This window comes from Burkholderia sp. MR1-5-21 (assembly GCF_053427715.1).
Genome location: NZ_JBSAXD010000015.1, coordinates 113,567 through 133,582, shown reverse-complemented (window position 1 = coordinate 133,582; position 20,016 = coordinate 113,567). Strand labels below are relative to the sequence as shown.

General features: G+C 66.8%; 20 protein-coding genes. 8 read left to right on the top strand and 12 right to left on the bottom strand.

The features are described from left to right. Nucleotides 1–253 precede the first annotated feature (253 nt). Entirely contained in the window at nucleotides 254–1,594 is a 1,341-nt protein-coding gene (locus ACV229_RS21265; protein WP_448085072.1) for an MFS transporter, read from the top strand. 286 nt (nucleotides 1,595–1,880) lie between these two features. After that, nucleotides 1,881–3,014, top strand: a complete 1,134-nt coding sequence (locus ACV229_RS21260; protein WP_448085071.1) for a porin — start codon at nucleotides 1,881–1,883, stop codon at nucleotides 3,012–3,014. 163 nt (nucleotides 3,015–3,177) lie between these two features. Here ACV229_RS21260 and ACV229_RS21255 read toward each other — a convergent pair whose 3' ends face one another. Both ACV229_RS21255 and ACV229_RS21250 read right to left on the bottom strand, forming a co-directional pair. Further along, on the bottom strand, nucleotides 3,178–3,633 hold the full coding sequence (locus ACV229_RS21255) for a cupin domain-containing protein (protein WP_448085070.1): 456 nt from the start codon (nucleotides 3,631–3,633) through the stop codon (nucleotides 3,178–3,180). A gap of 180 nt (nucleotides 3,634–3,813) precedes the next feature. Continuing rightward, nucleotides 3,814–4,731 (bottom strand): LysR substrate-binding domain-containing protein, encoded by a 918-nt coding sequence (locus tag ACV229_RS21250; protein ID WP_448085069.1) that lies wholly within the window; start codon nucleotides 4,729–4,731, stop codon nucleotides 3,814–3,816. 129 nt (nucleotides 4,732–4,860) lie between these two features. Between ACV229_RS21250 and ACV229_RS21245 the strand changes: the two genes are divergently transcribed. Together ACV229_RS21245 and wrbA are read left to right on the top strand one after the other, a co-directional pair. Continuing rightward, nucleotides 4,861–5,586, top strand: coding sequence for a pirin family protein (locus tag ACV229_RS21245; RefSeq protein ID WP_448085068.1), 726 nt, complete (start codon nucleotides 4,861–4,863; stop codon nucleotides 5,584–5,586). Between the two features lie 67 nt (nucleotides 5,587–5,653). Next, nucleotides 5,654–6,256: an NAD(P)H:quinone oxidoreductase gene (gene wrbA, locus ACV229_RS21240; protein ID WP_448085067.1), complete on the top strand. Its 603-nt coding sequence runs from the start codon at nucleotides 5,654–5,656 to the stop codon at nucleotides 6,254–6,256. Between the two features lie 80 nt (nucleotides 6,257–6,336). On the opposite strand, the gene ACV229_RS21235 is transcribed toward wrbA, so the two are convergent. The 3 genes from ACV229_RS21235 to ACV229_RS21225 all read right to left on the bottom strand — a co-directional run bounded on the left by ACV229_RS21235 (nucleotide 6,337) and on the right by ACV229_RS21225 (nucleotide 7,916). Next, nucleotides 6,337–6,636 (bottom strand): hypothetical protein, encoded by a 300-nt coding sequence (locus ACV229_RS21235; RefSeq protein WP_448085066.1) that lies wholly within the window; start codon nucleotides 6,634–6,636, stop codon nucleotides 6,337–6,339. A gap of 177 nt (nucleotides 6,637–6,813) precedes the next feature. After that, on the bottom strand, nucleotides 6,814–7,548 hold the full coding sequence (locus ACV229_RS21230) for an LrgB family protein (RefSeq protein ID WP_448085065.1): 735 nt from the start codon (nucleotides 7,546–7,548) through the stop codon (nucleotides 6,814–6,816). After that, on the bottom strand, nucleotides 7,545–7,916 hold the full coding sequence (locus ACV229_RS21225) for a CidA/LrgA family protein (protein ID WP_448077720.1): 372 nt from the start codon (nucleotides 7,914–7,916) through the stop codon (nucleotides 7,545–7,547). The genes ACV229_RS21230 and ACV229_RS21225 overlap by 4 nt, the downstream gene beginning before the upstream one ends. Nucleotides 7,917–8,041: 125 nt before the next feature. Between ACV229_RS21225 and ACV229_RS21220 the strand changes: the two genes are divergently transcribed. Then, nucleotides 8,042–8,596, top strand: coding sequence for a GNAT family N-acetyltransferase (locus ACV229_RS21220; protein ID WP_448085064.1), 555 nt, complete (start codon nucleotides 8,042–8,044; stop codon nucleotides 8,594–8,596). A gap of 404 nt (nucleotides 8,597–9,000) precedes the next feature. On the opposite strand, the gene ACV229_RS21215 is transcribed toward ACV229_RS21220, so the two are convergent. From ACV229_RS21215 to ACV229_RS21200, 4 genes are all read right to left on the bottom strand, one after another. Continuing rightward, entirely contained in the window at nucleotides 9,001–9,324 is a 324-nt protein-coding gene (locus tag ACV229_RS21215; RefSeq protein WP_448085063.1) for a hypothetical protein, read from the bottom strand. A 199-nt stretch (nucleotides 9,325–9,523) separates the two neighbouring features. Further along, nucleotides 9,524–10,987 carry a mechanosensitive ion channel domain-containing protein gene (locus ACV229_RS21210; protein WP_448085062.1) on the bottom strand — a complete coding sequence of 488 codons (1,464 nt, stop codon included), beginning with the start codon at nucleotides 10,985–10,987 and terminating at the stop codon, nucleotides 9,524–9,526. Between the two features lie 400 nt (nucleotides 10,988–11,387). Further along, nucleotides 11,388–13,229, bottom strand: a complete 1,842-nt coding sequence (locus ACV229_RS21205; protein ID WP_448085061.1) for an ATP-binding protein — start codon at nucleotides 13,227–13,229, stop codon at nucleotides 11,388–11,390. 67 nt (nucleotides 13,230–13,296) lie between these two features. Next, nucleotides 13,297–13,473 carry a hypothetical protein gene (locus ACV229_RS21200; RefSeq protein WP_448085060.1) on the bottom strand — a complete coding sequence of 59 codons (177 nt, stop codon included), beginning with the start codon at nucleotides 13,471–13,473 and terminating at the stop codon, nucleotides 13,297–13,299. Between the two features lie 462 nt (nucleotides 13,474–13,935). On the opposite strand from ACV229_RS21200, the gene ACV229_RS21195 reads away from it, so the two are divergent. Together ACV229_RS21195 and ACV229_RS21190 are read left to right on the top strand one after the other, a co-directional pair. Further along, on the top strand, nucleotides 13,936–14,577 hold the full coding sequence (locus ACV229_RS21195) for an HD domain-containing protein (protein WP_448085059.1): 642 nt from the start codon (nucleotides 13,936–13,938) through the stop codon (nucleotides 14,575–14,577). 151 nt (nucleotides 14,578–14,728) lie between these two features. Continuing rightward, nucleotides 14,729–15,382, top strand: a complete 654-nt coding sequence (locus ACV229_RS21190; protein WP_448085058.1) for a hydrolase — start codon at nucleotides 14,729–14,731, stop codon at nucleotides 15,380–15,382. An 88-nt stretch (nucleotides 15,383–15,470) separates the two neighbouring features. Here the strand turns inward: ACV229_RS21190 and ACV229_RS21185 are convergent, their stop codons facing one another. Together ACV229_RS21185 and ACV229_RS21180 are read right to left on the bottom strand one after the other, a co-directional pair. After that, complete coding sequence (locus ACV229_RS21185; RefSeq protein ID WP_448085057.1) at nucleotides 15,471–16,292, bottom strand: alpha/beta fold hydrolase; 822 nt, start codon at nucleotides 16,290–16,292, stop codon at nucleotides 15,471–15,473. Nucleotides 16,293–16,371: 79 nt separating this feature from the next. Then, nucleotides 16,372–16,794 (bottom strand): DUF3331 domain-containing protein, encoded by a 423-nt coding sequence (locus tag ACV229_RS21180; protein ID WP_448085056.1) that lies wholly within the window; start codon nucleotides 16,792–16,794, stop codon nucleotides 16,372–16,374. A gap of 569 nt (nucleotides 16,795–17,363) precedes the next feature. Between ACV229_RS21180 and ACV229_RS21175 the strand changes: the two genes are divergently transcribed. Then, complete coding sequence (locus ACV229_RS21175) at nucleotides 17,364–18,185, top strand: alpha/beta fold hydrolase (protein WP_448085055.1); 822 nt, start codon at nucleotides 17,364–17,366, stop codon at nucleotides 18,183–18,185. Between the two features lie 242 nt (nucleotides 18,186–18,427). Here the strand turns inward: ACV229_RS21175 and ACV229_RS21170 are convergent, their stop codons facing one another. Next, nucleotides 18,428–20,008, bottom strand: coding sequence for an MFS transporter (locus ACV229_RS21170; protein ID WP_448085054.1), 1,581 nt, complete (start codon nucleotides 20,006–20,008; stop codon nucleotides 18,428–18,430). Nucleotides 20,009–20,016: the final 8 nt, after the last annotated feature.

Sequence of the window (20,016 nt, the reverse complement as noted above, 5' to 3'; positions counted from 1 at the left end):
TGGTCGCGTCGCGCATCGATGCCCGCCGCACGGCGCGGCCGTTCCCCACATGACAGATCGCTTGCGTCCACGCGGAACCCGCCGCACACGGATCAGCCCCGCCCGTCGTCGCCGGACGCACGCGGCTGCCGTACCGCGACAGCGAAATCACCGCCGTGAATAATGCAAATTCATGCGCCTGCATGGACGCCGCGTCGCGAAAGCCGCTACCTTGCGGACACTACAAAAAGCCGACACGGTCTGGAGACGACACATGCAATCCCCCCAACGCACGCTCGACATCCGCAGCTGGCTCGACAGCCAGCGCGTATCCCTGTTTCAGTGGCGCATCCTGCTGCTCTGCTTCGCGATCGTCGCGGTCGACGGTTTCGATACGGCCTGCGTCGGCTTCATCGCACCCGCGCTCAGCCGCGAGTGGCATCTTTCGCCGGCCGTGCTGGGCACACTCTTCGGTTCGGGGCTGGTCGGGCTGATGGCCGGCGCGCTGTGCTTCGGGCCGCTCGCGGACCGCATCGGCCGCCGCAAGACGCTGATCGCGACGGTCGCGTTCTTCGGCGTCGCCAGCCTGCTGACCGCCTATGCGCCCGACATCGAGCTGCTGATCGCGCTGCGCTTCGTCACCGGCCTGGGCCTCGGCGGCGCGATGCCGAACGCCATTGCGCTGACCTCCGAATACTGCCCGGAGCGCAAGAAGTCGTTCCTGACGACCGTGATGTTCTGCGGGTTCACGCTGGGCTCGGGTCTCGGCGGCATTGTGGCGGCGGAGCTGATCCCGACTTACGGCTGGCGCAGCGTGCTGCTCGTCGGCGGCGTGCTGCCGCTGATGCTGGTCCCCGTCATGCTCGCCGCGCTGCCCGAGTCGGTCCGTTACCTCGTGCTCGGAAACGGCGCGCAGCATGACAGGATCGCGCGCCTGCTGCGCAAGATCGCGCCGCTCACCGTGCCCGACGGCACCCGCTTCGTCCTGCACGAGGCCGCGCAAGCCGGCTCGCCCGTTCGCCAGCTGTTCGCGCGCGAATACCGCTCGGGCACGCTGCTGCTTTGGGTCGTGTTCTTCTCGAGCCTGCTCGTCGTGTACCTGCTGACCAACTGGCTCCCGACGCTGATTCATCGCTCCGGGATGCCGCTCGCGATCGCATCCAAGGTGGCCGTGATGTATCAGGTCGGCGGAACGATCGGCGCACTGGTCATCGGCCGCCTGATGGACAAGGCCAGGCCGACTGTCGTGCTTGCCGTTGCCTATGCGTGCGGCGCGGTCTTTCTCGTTGCGACCGGCATCGCAACCGGCACGCTTCTGGCCGCCGCGGTCACCGGCGTCGGCTTCTGCATCAGCGGCTCGCAGATCGGCGCCAACGCGTATGCGGCCCGCTACTATCCGACCGCGAGCCGCGTGACCGGGATCAGCTGGGCGCTCGGCATCGGCCGCCTCGGGTCCGTGGTCGGCGCGCTCGTCGGGGGCGCGCTGCTCGCGGCCGACATCCGCTTTCCGGTGCTGTTCGCGATCGTTGCGGTGCCCGCCGCCGTCGCGTCGCTGTCGATCCTTGCGTGCGGACGGCAGGCACGCGCGATCGACGCCCGGCAGGCGGTTGCGTGATCCAGGGGCATCGGCCGGAGGCGCGCGTATGGGTCGACTGATGTCGATCCACGCAGTCGACTGAGCGTCGCCATCGGCAAACCGTCGGTGGCGGCCCGCGCCTGCGCCACCGACGTATCAACGCGCCCATTCAGGCAACGCGGCTGACAGCCATCCCGGGCAAGCGCCGATTCAGGAATTCCCGGAATACATAGGCAGCCCAATTTATATGCATTCCTCACGAATCGAACACGACGCCGGCCCGACGCACACAACAACATTCAACCGTTTAACGGAGCGGAGACAAATGAAGTTCTCGAAATGGATGATCGGCGGACTCGGCATGCTGACCGTGCCGGCGTTCGCGCAAAGCAGCGTCACGCTGTACGGCGTGATCGACACCGGCGTCGAATATGTATCGCATGCGAATGCGGCAGGCGACAAGGTGATACGCATGCCGGGCATCACCGGCGAGTTGCCGTCGCGCTGGGGACTGCGGGGAACGGAGGATCTCGGCGGCGGATTGAAGACCGTCTTCCAGCTCGAAAGCGGTTTCAATCCGAGGGGCGGCGATCTCGGGCAAGGCGGCCGCCTGTTCGGCCGCCAGGCGTGGGTCGGCCTGCAAGGCCCGTGGGGCACCGTGTCGTTCGGGCGGCAGTATTCGATGACGTTCTGGGGCCTCGCGGATTCCGACATCCTCGGCCCCGACATCTACGGCAGCGCGTCGCTCGATGCGTACATTCCGAACGCGCGCAGCGACAACACGATCGCCTACAAGGGCACCTTTCGCGGGCTGACGCTCGGCGCGACCTATTCGTTCGGCCGGGATTCCGTCGGAACCGGCAACTCGCCCGGACAAGGAACGTGCGCCGGTCAGGTCGCCGGACATTTCACGCAGTGCCGCCAGTGGAGCGCAATGGTCAAGTACGACGCGCAATCGTTCGGCGTGTCCGCGGCCTACGACGAACAACGCGGCGGCGCCGGGGCCGCAGCCAACTTCTTCAACGGCATCGCGCCATTTGCGCTGACCGACGCCGGCGACAAGGATATCCGCATGCAGGTGAGCGGCTACGGGCAGCTCGGGCCGGTGAAACTGGGCGCCGGATGGGTGGGACGCCATGTCGAGACCGTGTCACCGGCGGTGCCCGATGTGCGGTCGGACCTGTTCTTCGCCGGTGCGTCGTACCAGGTCACCCCTGCCGCGCTGCTCGACGGCGAAGTGTTCCGGATTATCGACGGCGAGCAGGACACGCGCGCGACCATGACCACGTTGCGCGGCACGTACTTCCTGTCGAAGGCGACCGCTGTCTACCTGCAGGGCTCGTACTTGTGGAACAGCGCGAAAGCCCGTTACAGCCTGAGCTCCGGCGGTGGCGGCACGACGCCCGCCGCCGGTGTCGGACAGCTCGGCGTGATGGCCGGCATCCGGCATCTGTTCTGAAGCCGGCCGGTGTCGGAGCCTGCGGATCGGCGGGCGCAGACAGGCGCGATATCCGAGCCTGCGCGCCGGCACCTGCGCGGATCCGACGCCGGCCTTCACGCTGATCGCGTAGCGGGAAATTCAACGCAAACGCGATCCGCCAAAGTTCACCGCCCGTTCGACTTCAACCGTCGATATCGGTGCGGTCTCCCCGCGTCGAAGGCGTCGACATGACCAGGAAGCGCACGTCCGCGCCGGAATCGTTGCGCGCCTGATGCCGCTTGCCCGGCGCAATCTCGATTCCGCTCATCGGCGGAACGACGTGGATCTCTCCTTCGATCTCCATCGTGAGATTCCCGGACAGCACGTAGAAAAACTGCTTCGCTTTCGAATGAAAATGCCGGCGCTCGTTCGTGCCCGCCGGCATCCGCTCTTCGATGACCAGCAGATCGGGCGACTTCGACAGGATCCATCCGTCGCAGACCTCCCTCCACGTGTAATGCTCAGCGTTGTCGGTATTGACGATCATGCGAAACACTCCTTGTTGAATCGGGGCAATCGGGCGCGGACGGGGCGCGCCGTGCGCATCGAGAATCCGCAGCCGTCCGCGCTTCGAACGCGCTGACGAGCGGCGCGGCAAACGCCGCAGGATCGAAACGCCACGCGTGGCGACCCCCGGCTTCCCGGATGAATGTCCAGTCTCCGCTCATGATGCGGAGATTACGCCACTCATTGGCCGCGTCGCCGGATATTCACCGCATATTTTGCGGCGAATATCCGGCCATTCGCCGCACGCACGCGTCGCGGTGACGACAATCGGCTAGGCCCGCGCATTCGTCCCACTCCGCCCGGACGACACCCCCTGCCCCAGCCGCTCCGCCACGAACCCGATGAACGTGCGCAGCGTCACGAACCCTTCCCGATGCTGCGGAAACACCGCATTCAACTTCAGCGGCGCTGGCTCATACGCGTCGAGCACCGGCACGAGTGCGCCGCTGCCGAGTGCGTCGCCGACGATGAAGTGCGGCAACCGCGCAATGCCGAGCCCGGCGATCGCCGCGTCGCGCACGACCTCGCCGTTGTTCGCGACGAGCGGCCCCTGCACGTCGAAGGTTCGCGATGCGCCGCCGATCCGGAACTCCCAGCCCACCCGCCGCTCGTGGCCGTACAGCAGGCACGTGTGTCCGACGAGGTCCGCCGGCGACGCCGGCGCGCCGTGCGCGCGCAAATAGGCGGGACTGCAGCACGCGACCATCCGCCATTCCCCGAGCGGGCGGGCGACCAGCGTCGAATCCTCGAGCGGGCCGATCCGCAGCGCGAAGTCGAAGCCTTCGCCGATCAGGTCGACGCGCCGGTCCGTCAGGTCGAGATTGAGGCGCACGGCCGGATGCGCGGCGAGAAACTCGGCGATCAGCGGCGACAGATGCGTGATCCCGAAAGACAGCGGCGCGCTGATCTTCAGCGACCCGTGCAGCTCGGTACTGCGCACCGACATCGCCTGCTCGGCGTCGGCCACCTCGGCGAGGATCCGCTGCGCACGTGCGTAGAACTCGTGCCCCGATTCGGTCACGGCCAGGTTGCGGGTGTTGCGCAGCAGCAGGCGCACGCCCAGCGCCGCCTCGAGCGCCATCGTCCGCCGGCTGACGAACTGCTTCGACAGCATCAGCTGGTCGGCGGCCGCCGTAAAGCTGCCCGCATCGACCGTCGCGACAAAGATCCTGAGATCGCCAAGTTCCATATTGTCCACCTGAATGTGACAGTGATTATCCCCTGAACGGTTTATTTGTCAAATCGATTGACCTAAGCTTCATCTCAACGATCGGCCGAGCCCACTTCCGCGGTTCGGCCACTTCAAGGACATACCAAAATGATTGAGATCCGTGCAGCAAACCAACGCGGCCGTGCCGAGCACGGCTGGCTCAGCTCCCGTCATACGTTCTCGTTCGCGAACTACTACGACCCGAAGCAGGTCGGCTTCTCGGACCTGCTCGTGATCAACGACGACCGCGTGATGCCGGGCCGCGGCTTCGGCACGCATCCGCACCGCGACATGGAAATCCTGTCGTACGTGCTCGAAGGCGCACTCGAACACAAGGACTCGATGGGCACGGGGTCGGTGATCGTGCCGGGCGACGTGCAGCTGATGAGCGCAGGCACCGGCGTGCGGCACAGCGAGTTCAACCACTCGCATGACGCATCCGTGCATTTCCTGCAGATCTGGGTCGGGCCGTCGGAGAAAGGTGCCGAGCCGCGCTATCAGCAGACCAACATCCCGGCGGCGGACAAGCGCGGCAAGCTGATGCTCGTCGTGTCGCCGGACGGCGCCGACGGCTCGCTGAAGATCCGTCAGGACACGCGGATCTACGCGGGCCTGTTCGACGGCAACGAGAGCGCGACGCTCGAACTGGCGCCGGACCGCTATGCGTACGTGCATGTCGCACGCGGCAGCGTGACGGTGAACGGCACGACGTTCGGTGAGGGCGACGGCGCGCGCGTGCGCGGCGAGCACGCACTGACGCTCACGGACGGCAAGGATGCCGAAGTACTGGTGTTCGACCTGCGTCCGATCGAAGTGACGGCCGAGTGGGCATGACGCCCGACTCGGAAATGACCGGGCCCCGCAGCGATGCGGGGCCCTTTTTCAACGGAGAAATCGCATCATGGCCAAGGTTCTGGTTCTTTACTACTCGTCGTACGGGCACATCGAGACGATGGCCAAACATGTCGTCGAAGGCGCGCAATCGGTTACGGGCGTCGAAGTGACGCTCAAGCGCGTGCCCGAAACGATCCCCGACGACGCCGCGAAGTCGATCGGCATCAAGCTGGACCAGGCAGCACCGGTCGCCACGCCTGACGAACTGGCCGACTACGACGCGATCATCTTCGGCACGCCGACCCGCTTCGGCAACATGGCCGGCCAGATGCGCACGTTCCTCGACCAGACGGGCGGGCTGTGGATGAAAGGCGCGCTCGTCGGCAAGATCGGCAGCGTGTTCGCGTCGACCGGCACGCAGCACGGCGGGCAGGAAACGACGATCACGTCGTTCCATACGACGCTGCTCCATCAAGGGATGGTGATCGTCGGCGTACCGTATGCATGCGCCGGCCTCGTCAACATGAACGAAATCACCGGCGGCACGCCGTATGGCGCGACGACCCTCGCCGGCACGGACGGCAGCCGCCAGCCGAGCGCGAACGAGCTCGACATCGCGCGCTATCAGGGCAAGCACGTCGCGGAACTCGCGAAGAAGCTCGCGTCGTAAGCGAGTGAAGCGCGGCGGCGCCGATCGCACCGCCGCGCGAGGGCACGGCCGTTATTGGCGTTATTGGCCGTTGTTGACGGTTACTGGCCGGGCGCCGATGCCGCGGCGGGAGGTGTCTTGCCCGTGGCGGACTTGTCGCCCGTCAGCGAATAGCCGCTGTGCTCGATCTTGCGCAGGTCCTCGGCGTGCTTGGCGCGCTTTGCCTTGCGGGCGGCCTTGCGCTGTGCCTTGTCGAGCTGCTTCTGCGTCGGTGCGGTCGTCGAAGCCGACGTCGCGCCGGGTGCCGCGCCCGACGCCGTATCCTGCGCGAACGCGGCCGGCGCGAGCGCCAGACCGACCGACGTTGCCACTGCCAACGTCACCATACGAAGCTTCTTCATTGCAGGATCTCCTTGTCGATTGTTGATTGCGAATCGTGCGCCGGCGGGCAGGCTGCCGGTGTCAGCGTGCGTCGACGGCGTCCACGCAACGTTAGCCGAACACAATCCAAATGTCCTGACGCGATGTCTGATCTTCCGGATAACTGCCGCGATAGGTCGCCAACGCGAACGCGCCCGTCACAGCCAGCGCGACGCGATCGGCAGCAGAATCGGTACGACGAATGCGGTCAGCACGCCGTTCAGCCCCATCCCGAGCCCGGCGAACGCGCCCATCTCCTCGCTGACCTGGAACGCGCGCGCGGTACCGATACCGTGCGACGCGACGCCGAGCGCGAAGCCGCGCACTTCGGGCTCGGTGACGCGCAGCGCGTTGAGGATCCCGCGCGCGAACACCGCGCCGAAAATCCCCGTCGAGATCACGAGCACGGCCGTCAGCGACGGAATCCCGCCGATCTCCGCGGCAACCGCCATCGCGATCGGCGTCGTCGCGGATTTCGGCGCAAGCGACGCGACCGTCTGATGCGACGCACCAAACAGCGCGGCGACGCCGACCGCGGACACGATCGCCGTCAGCGACCCCGCGAGCAGGCCGACGAGCAGCGGCAGCGCGGTGCGCCGCAGCTTGGACCACTGGCGGTACAGCGGCAGCGCGAGCGCGACCGTCGCCGGCCCGAGCAGGAAATGGACGAATTGCGCACCCTCGAAGTAGGTCGCATACGGCGTGCGCGTGATCGTCAGCAGCGTGACGATCACCGCGACCGAGATCAGCACGGGGTTCGCGAGCGGATTGAAGCGCGCCTTCGCGTACACGGCCTGTGCGAACAGGTACGCGAGCAGCGTGATGGTCAGCCCCAGCAGCGGGCTCGCGGCCAGGTAGACCCAGATCGCGCCGAGCTTCGGGAAAGCCGTCATCGCGTGCCCTCCCCGGGCGCTTGCGCGCGGCGCTGGCGCCTGAGCAGCGCACGTGTGACGAGCGCAGTGACGGCGATCGCAAGCGTCGTGCTGACGGCCAGTGCAACGACGACCGCGAGCGCATCGCCGCGGACCTTCTCCGCCGACACCATGATGCCGACGCCTGCCGGCACGAACAGCAGCGACAGGTGGCGCAGCAGTTCGAGCGCGGTCGGCTCGATCGCATCGGCGACCTGCGGCCGCAGCATCACGAACCCGAACAGCAGCAGCATGCCGATCACGGGACCCGGCACCGGCAGCCCGAACAGGTACGACACGCCCTCCCCGAGACACTGGAAGGTCAGCAGCACCGCAAATGCCTGCAGCATGACGCGCTTCTCCTCGAATGTGGCCGCACCGCAGCGCGGAGGGTCCTTTCCCTGAAATCGTTCCCGGTCCTTTGCTGTATCGTAGCGCCACTTGCACGCAGCCTCCCGCCACCCTGGACGACCCGATGACGCCGAATCTCCCGCCTCACGTCTGCACCGCCCCCGTTCTCGACACGCCGCGCCTCGTGCTGGAAGGCCATGCGCCCGCCGACTTCGACGCGCTCGCCGCGATGTGGGCCGACCCCGCGGTCGTCGCGCATATCGGAACCGGCACGCCGTCGACGCTGCGGGAATCGTGGATGCGCATGCTCGCGTATCGCGGCCTGTGGCCGCTGATCGGCTATGGGTATTGGGCGATTCGCGAGAAGGCCTCGGGGCGTTATGTCGGCGATCTCGGCTTCGCCGATTTCCATCGGGCGCTGGAGCCGTCGATCCGCGGCGTGCCCGAAGCCGGATGGGCACTGGCGTCGTGGGCACACGGAAAAGGTTACGCGACCGAAGCGCTGTCGCACGCGCTGGCGTGGCTCGACGGGCAGCACCGGTTCGAGCGCAGCGTCTGCCTGATCTCGCCGGACAATACCGCATCGATCCGGGTTGCCGAAAAGGCAGGCTTCGCCGACCCGACGCCGGTCCGGTTCAATGATGCCGATACGCTGATGTACGCCCGAGTCTCGCGATGACATCGCCCGCCACAATCTCCTACCGGCATTCAATGAGCAAAAATATTCTCGATTGACTCTATTCCCGACTCAATCAAAGCACCCTACACTTGGCGCACATCCCTCCTCGTGCCTGAGTTTGGATGCATTCTCATCCCGGCCATGGTATTCCGTGGCCGGGGCTTTTTTGCGTGCGCCCATCCCGGATTCGTCGCGTTGGCTGCGCTTCGCACTGCGAATGTCTCGTCGATCGGGATGACATTGAAGCACCGTGCAGGCGGTTGGATCATGCCTGCGCCGGCAACAATCGCATCGGCCGCGCCGAATGATTCGAATCGTTCAAATGATTCGGATGCCGATGCGATTCACGCCGGCGTGCCGAACGGCCCGACGGCGTCATGCGTCAACGCTGCCCGGTCAGCGCGTCACTGCGCCGCGGGCGCGGCGCCTTGTGCTGCCGCCGCCTTGCGCTCGGCCTTCTGAACGTCGTCCGGATAGTTGTTCTCGTCGGCAGTCGGCTTGTAGCCATTCTTCTCGAGCGTGCGCAGCTCTTCGTTGCGCTTGGCGCGCGCGGCCTTGTGTGCGGCCTTGCGCTGCGCCTTCTTGATCTGCTTGGCCGTCGCCGCACCCGCGGTTGCGGATGCCGCATCGGTCGCGTCCTGCGCGAACGCGGCTGGCGCGGCCGCCAGCATGAGACCGATCGATGTCGCCACTGCCACCACTGCCGAAACTGCGCGAATCCGGATCATGGCCGGTTCTCCTTGTCGATATGAATCGTTGAACGAACGCGAGTGCGCACGTCCGGACAAATTAGGCGGCGGCCGCGCAAATGTCCTGAATCCGGCCTGAATCGTCCTGACATCGTCGGCCGGCGCAACGGCATGCAACGCATGCCAGGCAGGTCACGCACGCGCAACAGCGATGCTCGCGGCGGAATCTGTCGCGACATCAGCCGATCGCGTGATGAAGGCGCTTCATCTCCTTTTCGAGCCATCCGAGGAGACTGAACGACGGGCTTTCCTGTTCGGCGGGCGGCATCATCACTTTCTCTTCCGTCGCAATATGCTCGGTGAGCGACTGGCACATCAGCCTGCCCAGTTCGGGCTTCCTGCCGATGAGCGGCGACAGGTCGTCGCTGCGCAGCTGGTAGACGACCACCGGCGTCACCGCGTGGACGGTCGCGTGCAGCTTCGTGCCGGCCAGCACGACGGACTGGCCGATCGCATCGCCGGGCGCCATGCGCCTGACTTCGACGTTGCCGGAAGCGCCCGGCACGACCACCGAGGCCACGCCGGATTCGAGTATCGTCAGCATGCGGGTATCGGAATCCGACGCGTAGACGACATCCCCCTTGTGGAACCGGCGCGGCGTCAATGCGTCGGCGAGCGTGGTCAGATCGGCTTCGTCGAGATGCCTGAACAGCTCGACCGCGCGCAGCAGGCGCAGCCGATGCGACATCGACGAGCTGCCGGCAGGCGGAAACGACAGCGGCCGCAGCAGCACGCCCGCGGCCGACAGATGCCGGTGCACGAGGTCGTAAAGCCGGTTGCGCACGGATCCCTTCTTTTGCAGCGCATCGACGTAGCAGACGAGCTCGTATTCGACGGAATTGGCCCGAAACGCCTTGACGGTGGCGATCGGCGCGGGGCTGGCCAGCACGTCCTGCAAGCTCGCGGCGGCGCGCTCGAGCGCTTCGAGCACGACAGCCGGCCTCACTTCGGGGTCGATCTCGAGCGTGAGCGTCACGCCGTGCGTGCTCGCGGGTTCGCTCAGGTTGACGATCGTCGCCCGGGCCGCGACGCTGTTCGGCACGACAACCAGGTTGCCGAGGCCGTTGATCAGTTTCGTCGCGCGCCAGTTGCTCTCGACGATCCGGCCTTCGAGCTCGCCGATGGTGACCGTATCGTTCAGGCGGAACGGCTGCGTGGTGTTCAGCACCAGACCGGAAAACACGTCGTTCAGCGTGTTCTGGATCGCGAGACCGAGTATCACCGCCATCGCGCCGGACGTCGCGACGAGGCCGCTCAGCGGCAGGCCGAGCACGTAGCCGAGTGCGGCGATCGTGGCCGCGCCGAACACGACACCCGCCGCGATGTCATGGAAGAGCCGCTGCGCGCGCCATGATCGCGGCAGCAGCAAGTGATCGAGCACCAGGCTGAAGACGATCGCACACTGGAGCCACCATGCGACGCAGATCGCCTGGATCGCGAGGCGATCGAGCCAGCCGGATGCCGCGGGCACCGACAGCGGATTGACGTCGTACGCGAACAGCACATAGGTCAGCGCTGCGAAAGCCGCGCATCGCCAGATTTTTCTCGCGACGGAATGCCCACGGCCGAGCACGCGCCACACGGCGATGTCGGCGATGACGATGGGCGCACCATAGACGACCGCGTGGGAGAGATTCAGCATGTCGGATCGGGATTCGGGCACGGGTTGCGATCGGTAGCGGCGCCCGGATTCGAGTGCAGCGGCCCGTGCGGATCGCGCGCCGCGCTACCGCGATTGCACGGCAGACGTTGCCGCATGGCGTCTCGCCTCCCGGTTCTTGCAGACGACGGCCAACAGCGGATGGCGGCCAGCGCCGGCGCTCGCGATCGGCCGGGTCTCATGCGATGGTTCATGAACCGACTGTACGCACGCGGTCGGCCAATGTCCTGTCTTCAGTCTGAAATGTTCTGAATTCCGCCGTGGCTTTCGCGGTGGCGAGCGGCGGCCCGGCAAACGGCGCGGCGACGGGGCGTGGCTCATGTGACGCATGCGCTGCGAGCCGTCGCATGCGACGGCTCGCCAGCCTGCGTTCCGCAACGCACTATTGCCCGCGCGGCGGGAACTCGCCTTCCCCGGCTTCGAAGCCGAGCGCATGCACTTCCGCCCATGCGTCGTGCATCGCCTGCATCGGGCCCGCCGAGTGGGCGAGCGCAGCCGCGTATGCGGCGAGCAGCCGAACCCGCGTGTCCGCGGACACGGGCGCGTTCTCCGGTTTCTGCAATGCGTCGAGCGCGGTGCGCGCGCGCTCGCGGCATTCGTCGACGAGCGACAGGTCGAACAGGCACGGCACCGCGACGGCGGCGAGCGCGATGCCCACCCGCCGGTCGCCGCCCGACGAGAACGCCCAGTCGAGCGCCGCACGCAGGTTGCCGAGCTCGCGCCGCACCACCTCGAGCCGCGTGGCACGCCGGGCGTCGTCACCGCCTGTCGGCGCCTTCCCGAACAATGCGTGGAAGTAGTTCGCATGGGCAAGTGCCGCGGCCGTGCATTCGCCATTGTTCTCGAGCTGCTGCAGCGCGTACGCGCGCGTGGTCGCGAGCAGCCGGTAGCGCGGCGCCCCGTGCACGTTCTCGAGGATCACGAGCGATTTCGACACGAGGCCGCCGATTGCATCGAGCAGATCCGTGCCGGACAGCCCCTTCCCTTCGACGACGTCGCGGACCGCGTCGAGCGAGAAACCGTCCCGGAACACGCCGAGCGAGCGCAGCAGCAGGCGCTCCGCGTCGCAAAGCAGCCGATAGCTCCAGTCGTACATCGCCTGCAGCGTCTGGTGGCGCGGCAACGCGGTGCGAAAGCCGCCTGTCAGCAAGCGGAAATGATCGTCGAGATGCGCGGCGAGCACTTCGACGCCGAGCACCGCGGCACGGGCCGCGGCGAGCTCGATCGCGAGCGGCAGCCCGTCGAGGTGCCGGCAGACCGACGCCGTCAGCGTCAGCGTGCGCGCATCCAGCGGAAAGCGCGGATCCGCGGCACGGGCGCGGGCGACGAACAGCTGCACCGCGCTCGAGTCCATGATCTCGCCGCAGCCGTCGTCCTCGCCCGGCACGTCGAGCGGCGGGATCGGACGCAGCCGCTCGCCGTGGATGCGCAGCGCCTCGCGGCTGGTCGCCAGCACGCACAGGCCCGCGTGCGCATCGGTGAGCGCGCCGGCAACCTGCGCGGCAGCATCGATCAGGTGTTCGCAGTTGTCGAGCACGAGCAGCATCCGGCGGCCCACGACGCCCGCGATGACCGCTTCGAGTGTCGGCGCGCCGGCCGCCTGCGCGATGCCGAACGCGGTTGCCAGCGCGTCGGGCACGAACCGCGGGCACGCGACCGCGGCCAGCGACACGAACGCGATGCCGTCCGGGAAGCGTGCCGCCGCTTGCATCGCCGCTTCGATCGCAACGCGGGTCTTGCCGATGCCGCCCGCGCCGACAAGCGTCACGACGCGCGCGCCGTCGAGCGCGGCAAGGACGTCGGCAACCGTGTGCTCGCGGCCCACGAGCGCGTTCGACGCGGCGGAGAATCGCCAGGCCACCGGATGCTCGTCCTGCAGGCATGCGGGGGCGGGCATCACGGACGTCTCGGCGGGCAACGGCGGCGCATCGTCGTCGTGACCGCCGACCAGCCGGTAGCCACGGCCCGGCACGGTCACGATCAGGTCCCGGTCGTCGGCGAGCGCCTTGCGCAGCGCGGCGATGTGCACCTGCAGATTGTTTTCCTCGACGACGGTCTGCGGCCAGACGCGCTGCATGATTTCGTCTTTCGACACCAGCGCGCCGCCGGCCCGGATCAGCAGCTCGAGAATCTCGAATGCGCGGCTGCCGATGCGCACCGGCTTGCCGTTCGAGCGAATTTCACGTTTGTCGAGGAAAACGTGAAGCGTTCCAATCCGGATCATGTGAGGTGTATTACAGAAGGCGGTCAACGGCGTCCGGAATGACATGACGCCGATTGGGGTCCTCATGCTACGTCATTTGCGCCATTCGATGATTTGAATAATCCGAACTGAATGACCGAATTTTTTGAAGTAATGCAATATTAATCGATGCAGCGCCATCCGGATTCAAGGCATGCGCGCCACGCAGCAACGGATTGGGGCCGGTTGTTTCGCGGTGTAAAACACAAAACAATTGTTCATCCATAAAGCGGATTTTGTGCCGAGAGCCAATCGGCTATCGGCATTTATTTCATCACCTGTTTAATTCTTAGGAATGGATCGGCCAACCGGTATTCGCGGCATTCGAATTCCTGCCATCGCGACCGGGAATCGGGTGGTCCGGCCGATTCCGTTTGGCCGATCGGCGGGATCGAAACGTCCGCTGATCCACTTTCAGAACGTTTCAGATTCGTCTCAGGACATTCAGCGGACCGCTGCGCGACGATGCATCCCACTGACGGCGCCTTGATGCTTTCCGCGCCTTTCGCGCCCTTTGCGCCCTCCGTTCACGCCGGACCGCCGGCTCGCTTTCGCGAGAATCGCCCATGACTGCCCAGACGAACGACGCCTCGACCACCGACGCGCGCCTCCGCCGCCCGACAATCGCGGCGCAGGACGCCGCGTGCGCCTCCATGGCCATCGTCTGCGCGGCGTGAGGAAGGCGACCATGGGCGAACGCATTGCCGGCATCCGGATTCCCGACAGCCCGATCGCGCAGGCAGCCGCCGCGACGGTGCTCGCCAGCGAGCCCGAGATCCTGTTCCGGCACGCGATGCGCGTGTTCCTGTTCGCGTCGATCATCGGCCGGCGCCGCGGGCTCGCGGTCGACCCGGAACTGCTGTTTGTCGCCGCGCTGTTTCACGACATGGGCCTGACCGAACGCTACCGGCATTCGCGCAAGCGCTTCGAGGTGGACGGCGCGAATGCCGTGCATGCGTTCCTCGACGGCCACGGCGTGCCGGCCGAAGCCGCCGCCGACGCATGGCGCGCGATCGCGCTGCACACGACGTTCGGCATCCACGCGTACATGACGCCGCTGACGGCGCTGCTGGGCGCCGGCGTCGAAACCGACCTGCTCGCGCTGCATTTCGACGAAGTGAGCCGGGCCGAGCGCGACGCGGTGCTGCAGGCATGGCCGCGAGGCGCCGGCTTCAAGGAGTTGATCCTCGAGGCGTTCGCCGACGGGATGGCGAACCGTCCGGCGACCGCGTTCGGCAGCGTCTGCGCTGACGTGCTCGAGCGCTGCGATCCGAATTACCGCCGCACGAATTTCTGCGGCCTGGTGCTCGGCTCGAACTGGAAGGAATGAGCCGCGCGATCCTGCTTCGACCCGCCGCTTCGATCCTGCGCTTCGATTCCGCGCTTCGATTCCTATAAACACCCGGTCCCGGGCAAGCGACGGCCTGCGCGCCGGTTCCGGGAACTTCACTTTTTCACCCAACCAGCAACGGAGATTCACGATGCCCATCGCTAAAGCCCAACCCGGCAAGGCCCTGCTCGACCCGACCAATCACACGCTGATCATGATCGACTTCCAGTCGCAGATGTCGTTTGCGACCAAGTCCATCGACGCCGTCTCGCTGCGCAACAACGCCGCGCTCGTCACCAAGGCCGCGAAGGAATTCAAGGTGCCGACGATCCTCACGACCGTCGCCGAGAAGAGCTTCTCGGGTCCGATGTTCGAAGAAATCACGTCGGTCTTCCCGGAAGAGAAGCTGATCGACCGCACGTCGATGAACACCTGGGAAGATCCGCGCATCGCCGAGCGCGTGAACGCGATCGGCAAGGACCGCATCGTGCTGGCCGGCCTGTGGACATCGGTCTGCATCGTCGGCCCGGCGCTGTCCGCGCTCGACCAGGGCTTCGATGTCTACGTGATCGCCGACGCGTGCGGCGACGTGTCCGATGAAGCGCACGAGCGCGCGATGCAGCGCATGATCCAGGCCGGCGCACGTCCGATGACGTCGCTGCAGTACCTGCTCGAACTGCAGCGCGACTGGGCGCGCACGGATACCTACGTGCAGACCACGACGACGGCTGCCCAGCATGGCGGCGCATACGGCCTCGGCATCATCTACGCGAAGACGATGTTCGGCGCGAGCGAAGGTCACTGACCTGCACTGTCCAGTCCTGCGGTGGCGCGCCGGTCACGACGCGTCGCCGTATGAAACGCACGAACGTTACGATCGCGCGGCCGCCCGCTCAGGCCCGCACGAACGCGAGAAGTTCGTCGTTCAGCCGGGCCGCATGCGTCAGATACAGCGCGTGCGGCCCGCCTTCGTAGACGCTGAGCGTCGCGTGCGGCACGCGTTTCGCGGTGGCGGTGCCCGTCAGCGCGAGCGGCACCGTCTGGTCGTCGTCGCCGTGTATCACGAGCGTCGGCACGTCGAACTTGCCGAGATCCGCGCGGAAATCCGTCTCGGAGAACGCGCGCACGCAGTCGAGCGTCCCCTTCAGCCCTGCCTGCAACGCCATAAACGTGGTCCAGTCGAGCGCGGCGCGCGAGACCGTCGAGCCGCCCCGGTTCGAGCCCGTGAACAGCGGCCAGAAATTCTCGAAGAACGCCGCGCGATCGGCCAGGATGCCCGCGCGGATGCCGTCGAACACGGCGACGTCGACGCCTTCCGGATGATCGTCGCGCCGCGCGACCAGCGGCGTGACGGCCCCCATCAGCACGGCCTTCGCGATGCGCCGCGTGCCGTGGCGGCCGATGTAGCGCGCGACCTCGCCGCCGCCCATCGAGAAGCCGACGAGCGTCACGTCGTCGAGGTCGAGCGTGTCGATCAGCGTCGCGAGGTCATCGGCGAGCGTGTCGTAGTCGTAGCCGTTCCACGGCTGGGCCGAGCGGCCGAAACCGCGCCGGTCGTATGCGATGCAGCGAAAGCCGTGCGACGCCAGATGGTGCATCTGCACGTCCCACATGTCGGCGTTCAGCGGCCAGCCGTGAATGAAGATGATGGGCCGCCCGGCGCCCCAATCCTTGTAGTGGATCGAAACGCCGTCGCGGGTCGTGAACGTGCTCATGATGGTTTTCCTTGCGGCTGAAGAAGCGTGCGGTTACGTGCCGTGCCCGGCGAATTTCGCCGTGACCGGCGCAACGGGTTCAGGGTGGAGTCATGCGGACGACGAGCCGGTCCAGTTCGGTCGCGAGGATCATCTCCGTGCAGTTCGCCGGGCGCTTCCCGCCGCGCCATTGCGGCTTGTAGATCGCGTCGCCGGTATGAATCACCTGTCCGCTCAGCGCGCAGCAGCCGCGCAGGCGGGACTTCGCGCTGATCCAGCGTTGCTCGTCGTAGCGGCAGCGTGTCGGGTCGCTCCACGACACGAGTACCGACGAATCGGTTTGCCGCTCGACGGCGACGATCGAGGTTCGACTGTGCGAACGGCCGCTCGACGGCACCGGAGCGGCGGCGCGGCTGGCGCGGGAGCTGCTCGCGTCGCGGCCGTGCGGCAGCATCCGGCGCCCCGCATCCGGCGGCGGGCAGAGGTCGGTGACCATGCGCTCCCAACGATTGAAGGCGTTCATGACGGCGTGTCCTGACAAATGGCGCAAGTTTCGGGGCGTCTGCATCTGCGTCCGCGCTCGCCTCGCTGCGTTCGTCGCCCCGCGACAGGAACCGGCACCGATTCGTGCCGGGGCGACCTCGACATCACGATAGTGCGCGCGCGCTGAAGTGTCCTTTTTCCGCGCTTAAATCTTCTTGAGGATCGGGGTACGCATGCGGGCCCCCGGCATTCAAGATATTTAAGCGGAATTTCAGTACATCCGGCCTCGCCCGGATATAGGCTCCGACCTGCGTTTGCTGCTGCCGCGCTCGTAATCGACGCGCGGCGTCGCACGCCTGCCGGACGCCGGGCAACGCTGCCTCGCGCCGGCCAGACATACCAAACCTTTCGACGCGGCGTCATCCAGCCGCACGCTCAAGGAGCCCCATGCGTCCTACGCACACCGACGCCGTTCCCTCGACCCGGCGCCGCGACATGCTGCTCGCCGGCGCCACCGCCGTTGCAGCCGCCACGCTGCCCGCTGCAGCCGCAGCGGCCGGCGCGCCGAAACATGCCGGTACCACAACTGCCCATCACGGAGCTCATGCGATGAACACGATCACGACGAAAGACGGTACGCAGATCTACTACAAGGACTGGGGCTCGGGCCGCCCGGTCGTCTTCTCCCATGGCTGGCCGCTGTGCGCCGACGCGTGGGACGCCCAGATGCTGTTCCTCGTGCAGCACGGCTATCGCGTGATCGCGCACGACCGCCGCGGCCACGGCCGCTCGGGCCAGCCGTCGCACGGCAACGACATGGATACCTACGCGGACGACCTGGCCGCGCTGATGGACGCGCTCGACCTGCGCGAGGCGACGCTCGTCGGCCATTCGACGGGCGGCGGCGAAGTCGCGCACTACATCGGCCGGCATGGCACGAAGCGGGTCGCGAAGGCGGTGCTGATCGGCGCGGTGCCGCCGCAGATGGTGAAGTCGGCCAACAATCCGGGCGGCCTGCCGATGGAGGTGTTCGACGGGATCCGCAAGAACGTCGCCGAGAACCGTTCGCAGTTCTACAAGGATCTCGCGACGCCGTTCTTCGGCTTCAACCGCCCGAACGCGAAGGTGTCGCAAGGCACGATCGACGCATTCTGGGCGCAGGGCATGATGGGCGGTGTGTACGGCCAGTACCTGTGCGTCAGGGAATTCTCGGAAGTCGACTACACCGAGGACCTGAAGAAGATCGACGTGCCGACGCTCGTGCTGCACGGCGACGACGACCAGATCGTGCCGATCGACGATTCCGGTCGGCTGTCGGCGAAGATCGTGAAGAATGCGCAGCTCAAGGTGATCCCGGGCGGCTCGCACGGGATGTGCGTCGTCAACGCGGACCAGATCAACGCGGAGCTGCTCGCGTTCCTGAAGGCGTAACTTCGCGTCATCGTGGTCCGGCGTCGATGCCGGACCACGCCCGCCCCTCCTCCGCGATCGTTCGCGTTTTGGTGACGATGCGGATTCGGCAGCCTTTCAGCGACCTGTCACGCACGCGCCGCCATCGATCGCGCGCGCGTGCCTTGGCACGTTTCAGAACAATTCAGGCCGCCGCGATTCCTTTTCGGACGCGGATCGCTAACATCGTCGTGACGATTCGCCGGCTCGCGTGGCGACAGCGGTCACGGTGCGCGGGCCGGCCTGAGCACCATCCCGATCAGCGCGCCAGCGAGCGCGCACACCATCGCGACGCGGAAGTTGTCGGCGAGCGCCAGCGTCGTCGCCTGCACGCGGACCGCGCGGTCGAGCAGCGCGACCGTCGCGTGGTCGCCGGTCGCGAAGGTCGCACCGTGCGCGACCAGCGACGCCGCGCCGGCGCGCAGCCGCTCGAGCGTCGCGGGATCGGACAACGTGACATGCAGGCCGACACGATTCGAGTGGGTGGCTTCCATGATGCGCTGGACGACCGCGATCGACGTCGTGCCGAGCTGTCCGCTGAGCAGGCGCGTCGTCTGCACGACGGCGCCGAACGTCAGCGCGTGCTCGGCCGTCACGTGCTTGCCGAAGAAGAAGATGACCGACGTGAGCGCCATCGTCTGCCCGAGCGCCTGCAGCAGTTGCGACGGGATGAAGTCGGGTTCGGCCCACGCGGACGTCAGCTGCGAGCCGAGCGCGAATGCGATCGCGACCATCACGAAGCCCGTCACGATCAGCCGCCGCGGATCGACGCGCTGCAGCAGCAACGCGACACAGGGCGCGAAAAGGAACTGCGGTACTGCGATCCAGCGCAGCGTGTCGCCGATCTGCAGCGGCCGCAGCCCGTAGACGTTCGCGAGGAAGAAGGACGGAATGAAGCTCGTGTTGAGCACGGTGAAGCGCACGAGGCCGACGAGCAGCATCAGCAGCGCGATGTTCGGCCGGACGAGATAGCCGAGGTCGAGGCCCGCCCGTGTCGAGCCGAGCTCGTGAATGAAGAACGCGGCAACCATCAGGATGCCGATGCCCAGCAGTGCGACAATCAGCGGCGACTCGAACCAGAACAGCCGCTCGCCCTGGTCGAGCGCGATGCACAGGCACGCGAAGCCGCCGGCGCCGAGCAGCATGCCGCGGTAGTCGATACCGGACGCGAGACGCTTGATCGGCTCATTGGACAACGACAGCAGCAGGCAGATGATGAACGGAACGGTCAGCAGCGCGTTTTGCCAGAACAGCCAGCGCCAGCTCAGGTGTTCGCTGTACCAGCCTTCCAGCGTCGCCGACAGGTTCAGCGACATCTCGAGGTTCATCGCGTATGCGGCGATCCCGAACGGGATGAGCCGCGGCGGCAGCGTGCGGACGACGAAGCCGACGGTCAGCGGCACGAACACGCCGGACGCGAGCCCGGCGATGCCCTGGCAGACGATGAACGGCGTGAAGCCCGGGCACAGCGGCAGCACGCTCTCGACAGCCAGGAACACGACGGCGCCCGCGAGCAGCACGCGCCGCGTGCCGTATACGAACGCGGCCGCGATCGCGAGCGGACCGATGAACATCTGCGACGCGGTGAACGCGGTATTGATCCATGCGCCTTCGTCGAAGCCGACGCCGAGCGCGCCGCGCACGTCGGCAAGCCCGAGCGACGTGATCCGCGACGTGAGCGTCGAGATCATCGCGCCGAGCAGCACGGCCACGATCGCGGCGATCGAGCGGAACGTCGGCACCGCGACGTCCGGTGGTGCTGCGGACCCCGGTACCGCGCCGCCGGTGACGAGCATCGTGTTCATCGTCGAGC